Annotated in this window: 14 protein-coding genes; 8 read left to right on the forward strand and 6 right to left on the reverse strand. The window is 56.7% G+C overall.

The window, feature by feature from the left end; translation table 11 throughout:
- Positions 1–7: 7 nt before the first annotated feature.
- The gene (locus tag ENH71_RS11405) at positions 8–1,585 is read right to left on the reverse strand and encodes a M48 family metalloprotease (RefSeq protein WP_294130323.1); all 1,578 of its coding nucleotides are present in this window, start codon (positions 1,583–1,585) and stop codon (positions 8–10) included.
- 226 nt (positions 1,586–1,811) lie between these two features.
- Here ENH71_RS11405 and ENH71_RS11410 point away from each other — a divergent pair, with 226 nt between their 5' ends.
- The 4 genes from ENH71_RS11410 to ENH71_RS11425 all read left to right on the forward strand — a co-directional run bounded on the left by ENH71_RS11410 (position 1,812) and on the right by ENH71_RS11425 (position 6,521).
- The gene (locus ENH71_RS11410; protein WP_294130324.1) at positions 1,812–4,001 is read left to right on the forward strand and encodes a BamB-related PQQ repeat family beta-propellar protein; all 2,190 of its coding nucleotides are present in this window, start codon (positions 1,812–1,814) and stop codon (positions 3,999–4,001) included.
- Between the two features lie 200 nt (positions 4,002–4,201).
- The gene (gene ectA / locus ENH71_RS11415; protein ID WP_294130325.1) at positions 4,202–4,813 is read left to right on the forward strand and encodes a diaminobutyrate acetyltransferase; all 612 of its coding nucleotides are present in this window, start codon (positions 4,202–4,204) and stop codon (positions 4,811–4,813) included.
- Entirely contained in the window at positions 4,810–6,084 is a 1,275-nt protein-coding gene (gene ectB, locus ENH71_RS11420) for a diaminobutyrate--2-oxoglutarate transaminase (RefSeq protein ID WP_294130327.1), read from the forward strand. The genes ectA and ectB overlap by 4 nt, the downstream gene beginning before the upstream one ends.
- Before the next feature lie 53 nt (positions 6,085–6,137).
- A complete protein-coding gene (locus ENH71_RS11425; protein WP_294130328.1) occupies positions 6,138–6,521 on the forward strand; it encodes an ectoine synthase in 384 nt (127 codons plus the stop codon).
- Between the two features lie 110 nt (positions 6,522–6,631).
- Here the strand turns inward: ENH71_RS11425 and ENH71_RS11430 are convergent, their stop codons facing one another.
- From ENH71_RS11430 to ENH71_RS11445, 4 genes are read right to left on the reverse strand one after another with little or no spacing between them, the layout of a single operon-like run.
- Positions 6,632–7,207 (reverse strand): hypothetical protein, encoded by a 576-nt coding sequence (locus ENH71_RS11430; RefSeq protein WP_294130329.1) that lies wholly within the window; start codon positions 7,205–7,207, stop codon positions 6,632–6,634.
- A gap of 5 nt (positions 7,208–7,212) precedes the next feature.
- Entirely contained in the window at positions 7,213–7,701 is a 489-nt protein-coding gene (locus ENH71_RS11435; RefSeq protein WP_294130330.1) for a hypothetical protein, read from the reverse strand.
- A gap of 21 nt (positions 7,702–7,722) precedes the next feature.
- Positions 7,723–8,400, reverse strand: coding sequence for a nitroreductase (locus ENH71_RS11440; protein ID WP_294130331.1), 678 nt, complete (start codon positions 8,398–8,400; stop codon positions 7,723–7,725).
- Between the two features lie 8 nt (positions 8,401–8,408).
- Positions 8,409–9,140 carry an SDR family oxidoreductase gene (locus ENH71_RS11445; protein WP_294130332.1) on the reverse strand — a complete coding sequence of 244 codons (732 nt, stop codon included), beginning with the start codon at positions 9,138–9,140 and terminating at the stop codon, positions 8,409–8,411.
- A 243-nt stretch (positions 9,141–9,383) separates the two neighbouring features.
- On the opposite strand from ENH71_RS11445, the gene ENH71_RS11450 reads away from it, so the two are divergent.
- From ENH71_RS11450 to ENH71_RS11465, 4 genes are all read left to right on the forward strand, one after another.
- Positions 9,384–9,731, forward strand: a complete 348-nt coding sequence (locus ENH71_RS11450; RefSeq protein WP_294130334.1) for a DUF4156 domain-containing protein — start codon at positions 9,384–9,386, stop codon at positions 9,729–9,731.
- A 94-nt stretch (positions 9,732–9,825) separates the two neighbouring features.
- Positions 9,826–12,591, forward strand: coding sequence for an efflux RND transporter permease subunit (locus ENH71_RS11455; RefSeq protein WP_294130336.1), 2,766 nt, complete (start codon positions 9,826–9,828; stop codon positions 12,589–12,591).
- On the forward strand, positions 12,588–13,487 hold the full coding sequence (locus ENH71_RS11460; RefSeq protein ID WP_294130337.1) for an outer membrane lipoprotein-sorting protein: 900 nt from the start codon (positions 12,588–12,590) through the stop codon (positions 13,485–13,487). Before ENH71_RS11455 ends, ENH71_RS11460 begins: the two co-directional genes overlap by 4 nt.
- Positions 13,487–14,986: a hypothetical protein gene (locus ENH71_RS11465; protein WP_294130339.1), complete on the forward strand. Its 1,500-nt coding sequence runs from the start codon at positions 13,487–13,489 to the stop codon at positions 14,984–14,986. Before ENH71_RS11460 ends, ENH71_RS11465 begins: the two co-directional genes overlap by 1 nt.
- 31 nt (positions 14,987–15,017) lie before the next feature.
- On the opposite strand, the gene ENH71_RS11470 is transcribed toward ENH71_RS11465, so the two are convergent.
- Positions 15,018–16,304, reverse strand: a complete 1,287-nt coding sequence (locus tag ENH71_RS11470) for a dicarboxylate/amino acid:cation symporter (protein WP_294130342.1) — start codon at positions 16,302–16,304, stop codon at positions 15,018–15,020.
- Positions 16,305–16,354: the final 50 nt, after the last annotated feature.

Genomic DNA, 16,354 nt, shown 5'->3' on the forward strand with positions numbered 1-16,354 from the left:
CCTCTGCTCAGTTAACTGCTGCTCGCCGCACAAAGATCTGCGCCTGCACTGTCTGTGGGTCGGTCTCCGCAGGCAGTGTCAAGCCGGAGTCAACGTCTCGTGCCTGACCTGCAGCGAGTCCGCGCACGGCAATAGCACGACGAACGCTCTCACGGCCAACTGAGGCCTGCAGTTCCAACTCGATCTCGGTGATGTCAACCGGTGCACGATTCACAACACGCACCTGGATTCTCCCACCTGACCCGACAAACGCCTGCGCCTGAACGTAATTGCCAGGATTGTCCGATACGTCCAATCGCATATAGGAAGCCTGGGCCTGTGCGCCCAGCTCTCCCGGCGCCTGGGCGGCCTGTTCAAAATACTGCTTGGCAGCGCCGCGCTCGTTGGCCGCCAACGCCATCGTGCCCAGCTCATTCATCGCCAGCGCGGTGGGGAGCAAGTCGACACTGGCCTGCAGGTCGGCACGCGCCCGGTTTTCATTACCCTGACGGGAATACGCCAGGCCGCGGCCCAGGTAGTAGTCAAAATAGGCGTCATCGCGCGCCAGTGCCTGATTGTAAGTCTCAATGGCTGCGCTGTAACGACGCTGCATCAGTGCGACATCGGCCTTCAGACCGTAAAAACGGGCTTCCTGCGGCACCATGGCGATCGCGCTATCGAGTTTCTGCTCGGCTTCTTCTACCTTGTCCTCACGCAGCAGTGCGTAGGCTTCATCGAATGCCTCATAGGCGGGCTGGGTTTCACGCAGGCGTGCGGTGTGTTGCTGATAGCGCTGCTCGCCCAGCTCCCCATTGGTGTAACCTTCTGTCCGCAGTTGTGCAACCAATTGCCGGTTGTTCTGCACCCGCTCGGTTGATGGTGGGTGACTGGCAAAAAAGCCCTCCAGCCAGCCCGGGTTGTTACCCTCTGACAGGCGCACAAAGGCTTCCTGCAGGCTCACAGCGGCCGCCGGGTCGTAGCCGGCCTCGGCCATGTACCGTGTACCATACAGATCACCTTCGCGCTCGGCCTCGCGGCCATAACGCGTACTGACCAGCTGGGCGCCCAATTGTGCGCCGCCCACGATAACGCCGGCATATTCAGTGTTCTGGGCCGCCACTGAGGTGACCAGCAGTGCACCTTGCAGCAACATGCCCCGCTCCATCGATTGCGCGCCATGACGAGCGGCCGAGTGGACGACCTCATGCCCCAGCACAGCGGCCAGCTCCGCCTCATTGTCGAGTTCTGCCAACAATCCCCGGTTGATGGCAATCTTGCCTCCGGGCAACGCCCACGCGTTGGGCACTGAGCTGTTCAGCACCACAAATTCATAAGGCAGATCGCGCGGGCTTTGCGCTGCCACGCGCTGGCCAACTTCACTGACGTAGGCGCTCAGCTCCGGATCAATATTCCATTGCCCGCCCTGGCTTTGCTGAGTCGGCCGGTAGTTCTCCTGGCCCAGGCTGATTTCCTGGCGCTCGGACACAAAAGTCAGCTCACGGTCCCCCGTCACCGGATTTTCCGCACAGGTCGACAGCGTCAGGGCCAGGGCTGTCACCGTCAGGTGGTGCCATATATTGCTCTGAATGCTTGTCTTGTCAGCCATGAAGGCACTCCTGTGCAATGAACCGGTTTCACGATTGTAATCTTCGTTAGAGTCGGCGGCAATCGCTCTGACCGCCGCGGCGCTGACACGTTCTGTTGCAGAACCACGCTTTCTCGTGCGTAACAAACGCGGTAATATCTCGGTCTGTCCTAATAACACCGTCTTTATAATTAGAAAAATCCCCGGAATAAATCACCATCTTTGCCCACGAAAGAGGAGAATCCGCTTGATCAGATTCCTGCTGCTCATTTTACTACCCATTTTCGCGTCTGTCGGTGCGCAAGCGCAGACAGCGTCCGCCGAACGTGGTGCCACCCTGTTTCAATCCGAATGTGCCCGCTGTCACGTGCAGGCTGATATTGAAATGCGCATCAGCAACGATTGGCTGGGGCGACCCGCCAATGAACTTCACAGCCAGATCATGGCCACCATGCCGGCGGAGACGCCCGGATCACTGAGCCCGGATCAATACCTGGACCTGACTGCCTACGTGCTGCAGCTTGCCAACGCCACGCAGACAGGTATCGGCATGAGCCTGCCACAGCTGGCGGCGCTGACCATCGAGGGCGCAGAAGCCGGTGCCGGACCCGATTATTATCCCTGGACCAGCATGAATGGCGGGCTCAATTCCAATCGTTATTCACCGCTCGAACAGATCAATGCCGACAACGTCAATGAGCTTCAGATTGCCTGGACCTGGAACGGCGCCAATTACGGCCCGCGCCCGGAAGGTCTGAATGTGACCTCCCCAATCATGGCCAACGGTGTGCTGTATGCCACGGTCGGCACTACCCGTAACGTCGTCGCTATCGACGCCGGTACCGGCCAGACGCTGTGGATGTGGCGCCCGCAGGAAGGCGAGCGTTTTGAAGAATCACCGCGCAAGAACTCCGGCAAGGGTGTTGCTTACTGGACCGATGGCGAACAGGAAACCATATTTGTGGTGACACCTGGCTATTATCTGGTAGCGCTGGATGCGCGCGACGGGCGTATGCTCGAGTCATTCGGCACCGGTGGCACACTGGACCTGATGGACGGCATGCGTTTTTCTGAAGTCCGCGATGACCGCGACATCACACTCACCTTCCCGCCGACCGTAATCGAGGACGTGCTGGTGGTTGGCGCTGCCCACCAGGTCAGCATGCGTCCCCCTACTGCGGATAACGTCAAGGGCGACGTTCGGGCCTTTGATATCCGCACCGGCGAGCTGTTGTGGACACATCGCAATATCCCGCGTAAAGGCGAAGAAGGTTATGAAACCTGGCTTGACGGATCGGCTCAGCACACTGGCAACGGTGGCGTGTGGACGGCGATGTCGGCCGACCCCGAACTGGGTCTGGTTTACCTGCCGGTAGAGTCCGGCACCGGTGACCGTTATGGCGGTGACCGTCCGGGCAGAAACCTGTTCACCGGCTCTGTGGTCGCTGTTGACTACCGCACCGGTGAGCGTCAATGGTATTTCCAGCACCTGCGCCACGATATCTGGGACTATGACACCCCCTCCGCGCCCGTACTGGCTGATCTGCCTGATGGCCGCAAGGTGCTGGTGCAGATGACCAAGCAGTCCTTTGCTTATGTGCTGGACCGCGAAACCGGTGAACCCATCTGGGAAATGCAGGAGCGGGCGGTACCGCAGACCGACGTTCCCGGCGAGTGGACTTCACCAACACAGTTGTTCCCGACCAAACCACCAGCCTACGACCGTCAGGGTATCAGCGATGATGATCTGGTGAACTTCACACCGGAGATCCTTGCCCGGGCCAGACAGGCCGTCAAACCCTATCGTATGGGGCCGTTATTCCAGCCGGCGTCACTGGCGAATGCGGAGGATGGCACCATCGGTACACTCAGCCTGCCCGGCACGCTGGGCGGTTCCAACTGGGAAGGTGCAGCCTATGATCCGGACACAGGCATGTTATACATCCCGTCGCGTACCGATGTTGCAGTGCTGTCGTTGGTACCGGGCGCCGAGTTCTCAGCGGTCGACTGGATCCAGGGCCCGGCGCGGACGCCCAATGTGGATGGCATTCCGATCGTGCAGCCACCGTGGGGCCGTATCACCGCGCTCGACCTGACAACCGGCGAGATGGCCTGGTGGATAGCCAATGCGGACACACCGGACCGTATTGCCAATCACCCGCTGCTGAAAGGCGTTGATCTGGAGCGCACGGGCATTCCGACGCGCGCTGGCCTGCTGGCAACCAAAACCCTGTTGTTTGCCGGAGAAGGTCAGGGCGGCAATCCGATCTTCCGTGCCCACGACAAGAGCAGTGGCGAGATCCTAGCTGAAATCGATCTGCCAGCTTCGCAAACAGGCTTGCCAATGACTTACGCCCACCAGGGCAAACAGTACATCGTCATGTCTGTCAGTGGTGATGGGCCGGCGCAGTTTGTTGCGTTGACACTGCCCAATTAAAAACCTGATCCACCCGGAGACCTTGGCCAGCAAGGCCTGACGACAAAAACGGCGCCCATTGACGGCGCCGTTTTTTTTGTGCTGAACAAATGCAAACCCGCCGGTTTAGACAACAGGGAGCTATTTTGATATACTTATCACGTTCTCAATATTCATAGATAAAAACTATAAAGAACTGATATTGTCGAACACATGTATCAATGTCAGCTTACATCATCTTTTCATTAACAAAGGGAAACAAACTGTTTGTTATGACTACTTTTCAAGAAGCGCCAGCGCTTCAAGAAAGACCCGACCCCCGACAAGACATTCAATTACGCACCCCCAAATCGGAAGACGGTGCGCCTGTCCATAATCTGATTCGCAAAAGCGCGTTTCTGGACGATAACTCCCTGTACTGCTATCTGGCCATCTGCACGCATTTCTCGCAGACCAGTATTGTTGCCACCATGGGCGAAGATATCGTTGGCCTTGTGACGGCATACATTCCACCAGAGCAGCCGGACACCTTGTTTGTCTGGCAGGTAGCCGTTGACACGGTTGCTCAGAAGCAGGGACTGGCCGGCCGCATGCTGAACGCCATACTGGCATCCGACGCAAGCAAAGCCGTTCGATTTGTGGAAACCACTGTGACCAGCGACAACGCCGCTTCGCGAGCGATGTTTGCTTCCCTGGCCCGACGCAATAATTGCAGCATTGAAGAATCTGTCATGTTTGACAGGCAGACTCATTTTCTCAATCTGCACGACACAGAATACAAGTTGAGAATTGGACCTCTTGGCAAAGACAGCCCCAAAGGAGAACAAAAATGACAAACATCTTTAAAGACATCGAATCTGAAGTACAAAGTTACGCGCGTGCCTTTCCGGTCATTTTTGACAAAGCTCAGGGCGCGTATCTATATGACACAGACGGCAACGCCTATCTGGATTTTCTTGCCGGAGCAGGCACGCTGAACTATGGTCACAACAACCCGGTACTGAAAAAGGCACTGCTCGAATACATTGAGCGTGACGGTATTGCACACGGCCTGGACATGCACACGAGTGCCAAGGAAGAGTTCCTGACCAATCTCAATGAGCTGATCTTCAAGCCGCGCGACATGAACTACATGGTTCAGTTCACCGGCCCGACTGGTACCAACGCCGTAGAAGCTGCGCTGAAGATTGCCCGCAACGTGACCGGCCGTCACAACATCGTCGCCTTTACCAACGGCTTCCACGGGGTATCCCTGGGCGCCATGGCAGCGACCGGTAACTCACATCACCGCGATGCTTCAGGCATTCCGCTGGGCGGCGTGACACACTTGCCATACTCGAATTACATGGGCGAAGAGCTGGACACCGTGAAGTTCTTCGAAAACCTGCTGGAAGATTCATCCAGCGGTCTGGACAAGCCTGCTGCTGTTATCCTGGAAACTATCCAGGGTGAAGGTGGTTTGAACGTGGCCAGCAACGATTGGCTGCGCGCCATCGAGAAGTTGTGCCGCAAGCACGACATTATCCTGATCGCCGACGATATCCAGGCCGGTTGTGGTCGTTCGGGACGTTTCTTCAGCTTTGAAGAGTCGGGCATCAAGCCCGACCTTATTACGCTGTCGAAATCGCTGAGCGGTTATGGTCTGCCCTTCGCGGTCACACTGATTAAACCAGAGCTGGACACATGGAAGCCCGGTGAGCACAACGGTACCTTCCGCGGCAACAACCATGCTTTTGTAACGGCGAATGCTGCACTTAAAGAATTCTGGTCAGACGACAAATTCCAGACCGACGTGCAAAAGAAAATCGCGCACCTGACCATGCGCCTGAAGAAAATCGCGGGCAAGTACGACAGGAAGCTGGTCAAGGCCAAGGGCCGTGGCTTCATGCAGGGCCTTGAGTGTCGAGATGGCGAGTTGGCAGGCAAGATCTGCAAATACGCTTTCACCAAGAACCTCGTCATTGAAACCAGTGGCGCCGACAGTCAGGTCGTGAAGTGCCTGTGTCCTTTGATCATCACCATGGAAGAGCTGGACAAAGGTCTCGATATACTGGAAGAAGCTGTGGCACATACTTTCCAGAAAGAGCTCAGCATAGCGTCCTGAGACGCCGACTGATCATTTAGATCAGACATTTACCGAAGCTAGAAGGAGACAGCATGATAGTCAGACAGTTACAGGAATGTGAACAGAGCGATCGAAGCGTAAAGTCGAAAACCTGGCAGAGTGTGCGCATGTTGCTGGCAGACGACAACATGGGTTTCTCGTTTCATATCACCACCATTTTCGCTGACACTGAAACCCACATGCATTACAAGAACCACCTCGAGTCGGTGTACTGCATTTCCGGGAAAGGTGAAATCAAGGATTTGGCTACTGGGCAGACTCACGCGATAACGCCTGGCACTCTGTACGTGCTGGACAAGCATGACAAGCATATCCTTTATGCACATGAAGAATTGAGCTTGGCCTGTGTCTTCAACCCACCGGTAACCGGTCGCGAAGTACATGATGCCGATGGGGCCTACCCCGCGTCATCCTGATCGCGTTATCGAACAAAAAAGCCCGCCCCTGATATATCAGGGGCGGGCTTTTTTGTGTCTGCCTAATGCGCGTGGCCGAAGTGTTCTGGTCAACTAGATCCGGACACAGACTAGAATGCGGTAAGGCCAGTTACGGGAATGATACTGGAAACCAGAATCAGGTACGCCAGATTGAAGAACAATAGCCCATAGTGCACGGTACGATTGTGCGTAAACAATAACCAGATGACCGAAAAACTGACCAGCACGGTACCCAGTGTGCGTCGCTCCCAGGTGTCGGCAAAGTCAGGCAGAAGCGGGTCTGACGCCCGTGACAGCACCAGAAAGATGATCACCATGCAGAAAAACCAGTTCTTGGTCTGAAAGTAGTGCACCTCCAGATCCATCTTCTGGTAATAGCGCAGCTCCGGGGTCAATACAAAGGTCAACAACACCATCATGATGGGCGCCGCCAGGAACAACACCATTGGCGCAACCTTGGTAAAATTGTAAGCCTGATATTCCCAGAAGCCCAGGTAATGGTAGGTAATGATGATCAGCAACCAGACTGACCAGCCGGCCAGCAGCCAGGGATGGCTGACGCGGTGCCGGGCGCGGATAATCTTGCCCCAGCCCATCAGCAGCTCCGCCATGGCAAAGGCAACCACAACCGAGACGAACATCATGATGAACTCGAATTTGGACAAGCGAGTTACTCCTGATCTTTCTCCGCAAGAAAGCTGGACAATGCCTGTTTGTTCAACACTTCGGCGTTGTCCCGATAAACAATCTGTTCCAGCAGCTCTGCCAGAGACTTTTTGAAATCATCGGGATGCAGATAAGCGGCAACGTGACCATCGTCCGGTTCCAGTGCCCGCTGCTTGAGGTCATCACGATGATCTTCGCTGATGATAATTACCGGTGACGGGTCGCGCAACGGGCTCTTGCGCTCTATGGCCCGCAACCGATACAGGAACTGATCACGTGGTTTTTTATGGCTGTTCCAGCCAGTAATAATGCAGGCCAGCTTGTTGGTCAGCCAGCCAAAGCCACGATCATACTGGTGTACAGCATCCATGGCATTGGCTTCATTATAGGTATTGATGCTGGTGTATTTACCGGTAATACCGATTTCTGCAGCCACGTCGTCTACCAGACGATTATCAATGTCGTAAATAAGGATAACAGGTTTAAAACGCATTCCGTGCCCTCAGGCTTTTCGTTATTCTTTTGTGATCGCGTGTTTAATCAAAACACTGGCCGAGACCGGCTCACGTGTTGTTCGGGTGCGATTGGCTGGCACCGAGGTATCTTCATAGCCAAACGCCAGCCCGAACAGTATACGGGTTTCATCGCCCAGGCCAAAGGCATCACGCACCAGCTCCGGATAGTTGCGCATGGTACCCATCGGGCAGCTGTGCACGCCATTGGCCACCATCGCCAGCATCAGATTCTGCGCATACATGCCGACATCAATCGCCACGGTAGTGCCAAAGGCCCTGTCCATGCCAATAAATGCCATGTAAGGCGCATCAAAAAATTCAAAATTGCGCAGAACTGCCCGCTCGCGACCTTCCCGGTCGTGGCGTTCAATGCCCATTTGCGAATACAACGCAACCGCACACTCCACCTGTCGTTTGCGATATTCACCGTCAAAGTCGCCGCGGTATTCATAGTCCGGGTTGGCCGGTTCGCGGGCAATGACGCGACGCTGCATTTCGGCGCTGAGCTGATCACGCAGATCGCCGGTGGCGACAAACACCTTCCACGGCTGCACGTTGCAGTTGGACGGCGCCAACTGCGCCAGTGCAAAAATCCGGGTCAGCACCTCGTCGGGAATGGCATCGGGCAGGTAACCACGAACCGAGCGGCGCTGATGGATCGCATCGTGAAGCGTCATGCCAGCCATCAGCTTAACAACTGTCCGCCGTCAACATCGACGGTCGTCCCGGTGGCATACCCATTCAGCATCAGGTACACCAGAGCGCTGGCGACCTCTTCCGGGCGGCCGATACGGCGCACCAGTTGCCCCTGGGTCATGGCGGCGACGCGCTCTGACTTGTCGGCGCCCATCCAGTCAAACAGCGCAGTGTCAACAATACCAGGCGACACAACATTGACCCGGACAGGGCTCAGCTCGACTGCCAGGCAGCGCACCATGTTCTCGACAGCGCCGCCGACACAGCTCAGCGCCGACATATTGGGTTTGTAACGTCGCGCCGGCGCGCCGCTGACAAAGGTGATGCTGCCATCTTTGGCGACAAATGGTGCGCCCAGGCGGGCGACTTTGGCGTAACCCCACAGCTTGCCGAAGGCGGCCTGGAACTGCTCTTCGGTCTGCTCTATAAATGGCTTTAGCGTGCGCGTGCCGCCGGTGGCTGCTGACACCAGATGATCAATGTGGCCTATTTCCGTGAACAGACGCGTCATGGCTGCATCATCGTGGGTATCCAGTTGCACCAACTCCACCTTGCCGTCGGTGGCTTCGCGTGCTTTATCCATGTGTTCGGCCGACCGTCCACATGCCCAGACTTTACCGCCCAGTTTGCTGGCCGCCATCGCGGTGGCCAGACCAATGCCCGATGTACCACCGATAACCACGACGTTTTTCCCATCCAGCACAGTCTCTGGTGCCTGCATAAAACCTCTCCAACTTGATTTGCGAATGGCGCGATATTAGCACAAATGCGATCAGACCTGCCTCCGTGCCTGACACAGTGTCAAAAACCGTGAAGCAACGCACATCTTTAACCCGTTTGGGCAGTTGCCAAGTGCCGGAGAACAAGGATAATACACAGCGTCAGTTGTATGCCTGAATGCATTCACAAATTGCCCCGGCAATTGACAGCATGCAGGCGTTGAAACACTCATGAGGCTCTTCCTATGCACCATTCAATTATCCGGTCTATTTTTAAATACCGTCGTCTGCCGATGCTCTGCGCATTGCCGCTGATACTTGCGGCCTGCGGCAACAGCTGGGTGCAGGTTACCCCTGAAGGCGAGCGCGTCAGCCTGGCCACGGCCGCTGAAATAAACAATTGCCGCCGTATTGGTGCCGCCAACGTTAATGCGCTGGACAGCATCGGGTTTGTCAATCGCGGCGCCAACCGGCTGCAGGACGAGCTGGTCAACCTGGCCCGCAACGAGGCCGGCGAAGCCGGTGGCAACCGCGTGGTACCGGAGTCGACCATAAATGAAGGCCGTCAGACCTTCGGCATCTATCAGTGCTGAAAAGAACCACCACGGCCAGGCACTAACTTTCAATCAATAACAATAATTCAGTCCTTGTGTTAAGCGGTAACAGGACGTACTTGGAGTCACCCCGATGGAGAATGGGCTTCTGGTGCTGAGCCGCTTTTTTGCCAGCGCACCCGCCACCATGGTCAGGCACAGAACACTGGTGTGCCTGTTACTGCTCGCCGGCACCCTGCTCAGCGTTTACAGTATCGTCACGCGTACCAGCCTGGACATGAGCATTGACAGCTTCCTGGATCAAAGCGATCCGGCCATTGAGGCTTTGAATTCGTTCCGGACCCAGTTCGGCAGCGACGACTCCGTGTTTCTGGTCTACGAAGCTCGCGATGGCGACGTGTTCTCTGCGCCTTCATTGCGAGCGGTCAGCGAACTGACGGAAAAGCTGCGTAACTGGCGCGACCTGGACGCCGGGAACTACAGTGCTGACCTGAATGAACTCGATCAGATACGGCGCGTGCAATCCATCACCACCCTGCGGGTGCAGCGTGTCGAGGGCGATACCCTGCGCTCTGACAGCCTGGTCCCTGACCCGATTCCCGTCGAACCGGCGGCGCTGGCCGCGATACGCGATGAGGCGATGGCCGAGGAAGACTTCAGGCTGGCCTTCTATTCGGCCGACGGTCGCTTCGGCGCCCTCATGATACAGACCACATTCGGCGCCACTCCGGTGGAAGGTTTCGAGCCCGCCGTCAACGCTGACGATGTCACGCTGGGCGACTTTTTCAGTGATTTTGACAGCGCTGCGTCCGGCGATGGCAGCTTTGATCTGTATTATGATGAAAGCGCTACAGTGCAGGACATTCCGTTCCAGACCGTCGACATGATCGAGTACCAGCGCTTTTATGCTGCACTGAGCCAGGTTTTTGCCGACGTTGACGACACTTTGGCGTTTTATCCTGTCGGCAATCCACCCTTGATGGCCTGGGTGTATGAGGTGCTGCAGCAGTTTGCCTGGCTGGCAGTGGGCATGGTCGCCATTTTTGTGTTTCTGTTGCGAACCCTGTTCCGGTCATTCAGCGCCGTGGCGTGGTCGATTCTGACCATCGCCCTCAGCCTGATCTGGACCTGGGGCATTACCGTCGCCCTGGGTGTCACGCTGTCGACCATGATCTCACTGACCGTGCTGCTGGTCTTTGCCGTCGGTATTGCCGACTGCGTGCATGTCCTGAGCGCCTATTTTGTCTATCGTCAGCAGGGCCGCGGGCATGAGGAGGCGCTGACCGGCGCCTACGGCAAAACCGGCCTCGCCATCATGGTCACCACCATCACCACCATGACCGGCGTGCTGGCACTGACCACATCCGGTCTGGTCCCTATCCGGGTGTTCGGCGCCATGTCCGCGCTCGGCGTGTTCATGGCATTCTTTTTTACGTTGACGCTGTTGCCCATCATGCTCAGCATCTGGCACCCCGGCGCCACTCAGGAAAAGTCAGAGGTGAAACACCCTCTCTCACTGGCGGCTTTCTGGCAACGCTGCACCTGGCCGGCGCGGGGTGCCATTGTTGCCGTTGCGCTGGCAGCCCTGGCATGGGTGGCTGGTGTTGTATTGGCGCTTTACATTGCCCTGATCGGCGTGCTGGCACTGGCAGTGCTGCGCTGGCAGGACGCACTGCTTGCCGCCTGCCCGCCGCTGGTCGCCTCGCGCCCGCGCACTATCCTGTTGGTGTTCGGCGCGGTGTTTGCTGCCTCCCTGTACGGCACCAGCCAGGTGCAGATAGACAGCAATGTATCTGAACTGGCACGCCAGGACAGCGCTCCGCGCATCGCCTATAACATGGTCGATGAGCACATGGCCGGCGCGCAAAGCATTTCCATCATGATTGACAGCGGTACCAGCGACGGACTGATGGAGCCCGCGCTACTCAGAGCCATGGAACAACTGCAAACGCGCATCGTTAACCGGTACCCGGACGAAGTTTCGCGCACCTATTCACTGGCCAATATCGTCAAGGACACCAACCGGGTGATGAATCAGGACAATCCCGATTTCGACCGTATTCCGGATTCAGCAATCACCGTGTCGCAGCTCATGTACCTGTTCAACAGTGCCAATCCGGAAGAACGGCGCAGCCTGGTGTCGGACGACTTCAGTCGCAGCCATATCACCATCAATGCCTACAACGCCGGCTCCTACCAGTACCAAGTGTTCTTTGACGAACTGGGCGCCGAGATAGACGCCGTGTTCACGCCGCTGCAGGCGCAGTTCCCGGACCTGGAAGTGACTGTCACCGGTTCGGTTCCGCTGATGATGCGCGCCATGGATGAGATTGCTCAGTCGCAATACAGCAGCTTCCTGCTCGCGCTGGCCGTCATCAGTGTGATCATGATACTGACGCTGGGTTCGGTACAGGCCGGTCTGATATCCATTGTACCCAACCTGATCCCGGCCCTGCTCGCCTTTGGCCTGATGGGATTGCTGGATATCCCGCTGGATACTGACACCCTGCTGATTGCGCCGGTGATTATCGGAATCGCGGTAGATGACACAATCCACTTCATGACACACTATCGCGTCGAACTGGTGCGTACACGCAACATGCAGCAGGCATTGGACAGTACAGTTCATGACGTTGGTCGTGCGGTCTTGTTCACCACCATGATACTGGGCCTGGGATTTGCTATTCTTGGTTTCTCGGAGTATCTGGGCATGGCCAAAATCGGCATTTTCGGAGCACTGGCAATTTTCGTCGCCTTGTTGTGTGACCTGCTGCTTCTGCCGGCACTGCTGATGAAGCTCAAGCCACGCTTCGGGCTGAAAGGTCCGATTCAGGAATTTGGTGTCATTGCCAGCAGTGACGACCGATACACCAGCAATCACGCCGGAGACAATGCATGAGATTGACACTAAGCGGCCTGCTCGTTGCCGCCGCCCTGACCGCTACAGCGCTCACCGTTCACGCACAAACTGAGTCAGAACTCAGCGGCCGGGAAATTCTCGAGCGTGTGGAAGACAACCAGCGCGCAGTATCGGACGCCGCCTTCAACCGTATCCAGCTTTCCAGTTGCCGCTTCGGGCTGCAGAACAATCAGATCACTTGCGCCGAACGCCCTCGCGTCAAGGCACTGGAATCAGTCAGCATCAATACCGGTGCCGACAACCGCGACACCCAGTCGATTTCCATTGTGCTGGAACCGGCAGCCGAGCGCGGCATCGGCATGCTGAGCTATGCCTACGACGACCCCGAGCGGGACAACGAAACCTGGCTCTACCTGTCTGCGCTGGGCCAGGTAAAACGTATTGCCAGCGGCAACTCTGACGATGATTCCGAATCTGCTTCGCTGTTTGGTTCCGAGTTCACTACCGAAGACCAGGACACCGGCAAACTGGAAGAGTACGAAATCAATATCCTGGAAGAGAGTACTGAATCGGGTCGCCCGGTCTGGGTCATTGACACCATACCCACCGAGGAGCGTGCCCGTAAAACCCGTTATGCCCGCACCGTACAATACATCGACAAAGAGCGCTTCGTGGTGCTGCGCGCTGACATGTATGACCGTCAGGGTCGAGAAGTCAAACGCCTGATGGCATCACGTATTGAACAGGTCGACGGGGTGTGGACTGCGCGCTCCCTGACCATGATGAACCTGGTGGCGAACCGCCTGTCCAACATGGCTATTCTGGAAATCAACACCGGCATCGACGTGCCGGAGACCTTTCTGACGCCACGCACACTGACCGATGTCGCCTTCCGTGAAGCCGAGCTCAGCCGCATTCGTGCGCAGGTAGACTAATGCCCGACCGAGTGACAACGCTGGTGACCGGACTGTTGCCGACGACTCTTGAGTGCAGACTTCGACGCCGACTGATCTGTTGCCTGTTAGCGCTGCTGCCACCCACCAGCCTGTCGGCCCAGAACAGTGATGCCGGTGAGTTCCCGGACGCCGTTGAGTTTGATGCCGGCGCTTTTGACAATGCCGCATTTGATGACAGCATGTTTGATGGGGCCGATCTGTTTGACACTGCTACCGAAGCTCCACGCAACTTCCGCTTCCAGCTCAGCCAGCAAACCGTTACGCATCTGAGCAAACATCGCTATTCGACACCCGCCGGCACCACAGACACCCAGCATCGTGGCCTGGAGAACAACCGCCTGGGCCTGAACATTCGTTATCAAAACCCGTTTGCTGCCGGCTGGCTGCTGCAGAGCAGTGCCCAATTGCGTGCCTATCTGCCCGGCGATTATGAACATGACAACCCGGGCCGCGATGGCTGGGAATGGCGGCTGAATGAGCTGTTTCTGCAACGCAGCGGCGCGCAGAACAGTTTCTCCTTCGGCAGGCAGACCATCGTCTGGGGCGAAACCATCGGCATGTCGGTATTGGATGTCATCAATACCACAGAGTATCGTGATCTGACCATCATCGACATTGAAGATGCCCGCCTCAACCAGTGGCTGGCGGTGTGGGATCACTTCAGTGACAGCGGCAGCTGGTCCAGTTTTATCAACCTGTATCCGGAATTCGATCCGGTACCGGTCACCGGCAGCCCGCTGTTTCCTGAACCGGCGCAGATGAACGGCCGGCCATTACGCCTTGGCAGTTATGATGGGAAGCGGGATCTGTTTGAGGCCGGCACCCGCTGGAACCGGACGTTGATCGGCAGCGACATAGCCGTGATGGCGGCACGTCTATACGAAAACGCCCTGCGCTACACCCTGCCCACAGACGGGTCCAACCGGACGCGGCCGCACATCAATGACTTTATCCTGCTGGGATTCAGCGCCAACCGTGCCATTGATCGCCTGTTGCTAACTCTGGATGTCGCCTATAGCCACGGCCTGCTAACGGATGTCCTGAACCTGGTCGCAGATAGCGATGACAGTGCTCTATGGCTACCCGGGTTCGACACACAAAACCGGATCAGTATGGCGGCGGGTTTTGAGTACGGCATTTCGGCGACGCAACAGGTCAGCCTGGGCGTGCAGGCACAACGGTTCATCGGGTTACCATCCGACTCGGCATCCACCCTATGGCGGCAGCGCGAAACCGAAGGCAATGCTCTGCTGCGCTACAGCCAGAGCCTGCGCAATGAAGAATTGATGTTGTCGGCGACAGCGCAGGCTGCGCTGGACGGGGATGAAGTGTTGCTGAATCTGACGGCCGACTACCGTTTAAGCGACACCTGGGAAGTCGCGGGCCAGATCATACTGACCCACGCAGCCAGTGACAGTGCATTGTTTTTTCTGGAACGCGATGTTCGTGCGGGCCTGACATTGAGCTGGTCGTTCTAGGCAGCACACCCGCTCAACCCAGGACCTCGCATCAAGCGCTGGCAGCATTGTCGCGGCTCTTGCCCGTAGACTCGAAAATCTCCCGGTCGAACTCATCTTCCCAGTTCGCCACAGTGGTCGCTACCGACAGATCCCCGGTGATATTGACACTGGTTCTGAGCATGTCCAGCGGGCGGTCAAATGGCAACACAAAGCCGACCACCACTGCTATTTGCTCCGGGCTCAGACCGATGGTTCCCATCACTGCGGCCATCAGGAAAACTGACGCACCCGGCACGGCAGCCGTGCCGATGGAGACCATGGTTGTGGTCGCTGCCACCAGCAGATAGTCGATGAAACCCAGTTCAACACCAAACACCTGAGCGGCAAAAACGGACACCACGCCCACGTAGATCGCAGAGCCGTCCATGTTGATGGTCGCACCCAATGGCAGTACCGTTGACGCCACCGCAGGCTTGATGCCCAGATTCTCTTCTGCCGAGGTCAGGGTGACGGGCAGTGTTGCCATGCTGGATGAAGTTGAAAACGCCACCAACATGGCATTCTTGGCACCCTTGAAAAACTTCACCGGTGACAAACCGAGCACAAATTTCATGATACTGCTGTGCACAACCACCGTGTGGAAGATCAGGGCCAGTATCACTGTTGAAGCCAGCGCGATCACATCAAGCAAGGCTGATACACCCTGTGTGCCAGCCACCCAGGCGATCAGTGCAAACACACCAAACGGCGCAAACTCCATGACCCAATGCGTCAGCTTGAGCATGACCTCGGCACCTGCGTCCATGATGTCGGCCATGGGCTGTGCCTTCTTACCAACGACCAGAATACCCATACCAAATATCAGGGCAAAAAAGATGATTGCCAGCACATTGCCCTCAGCCAGGGCCGCCACCGGATTGGTCGGCACGATCGACATCATGCGTTCGCCAATGGGGATGGGGTCCTGCAAGGCGCCAGGTGTTGCACCCGAAAGGTCGACGCCGATCCCTGGTTGAATAATGGCCGCCATGGTCAGACCGATAATAATGGCGATCAGGGTTGTGCCCATGTAAATCGCCAGCGTTTTGATGCCCAGCGACCCCAGTTTATGCGGATCCCCCATGGCCACGATGCCAGCGACAATGGTAATGAAGATCAGCGGCACCACCACCATCTGAATCAGACGGATAAACAGATCACCGATCCAGCGAATGGATTGTGCACCCTCGCCCCAGATGGCACCCACGATCACGCCCAGAATCAACGCCAGCACGATCCGTTTCCATAAAGGTGTCGTAAACCACTTCTGAGTGATCGTGTTTGATGAACTCGTCACTATCGTCATCCTCTTTTCTGATTTTTTGTCTTTAGGTACCGATTCGGGAC

Source organism: Pseudohongiella sp. (assembly GCF_011050365.1).
In the GTDB taxonomy this organism is placed as follows: domain Bacteria; phylum Pseudomonadota; class Gammaproteobacteria; order Pseudomonadales; family Pseudohongiellaceae; genus Pseudohongiella.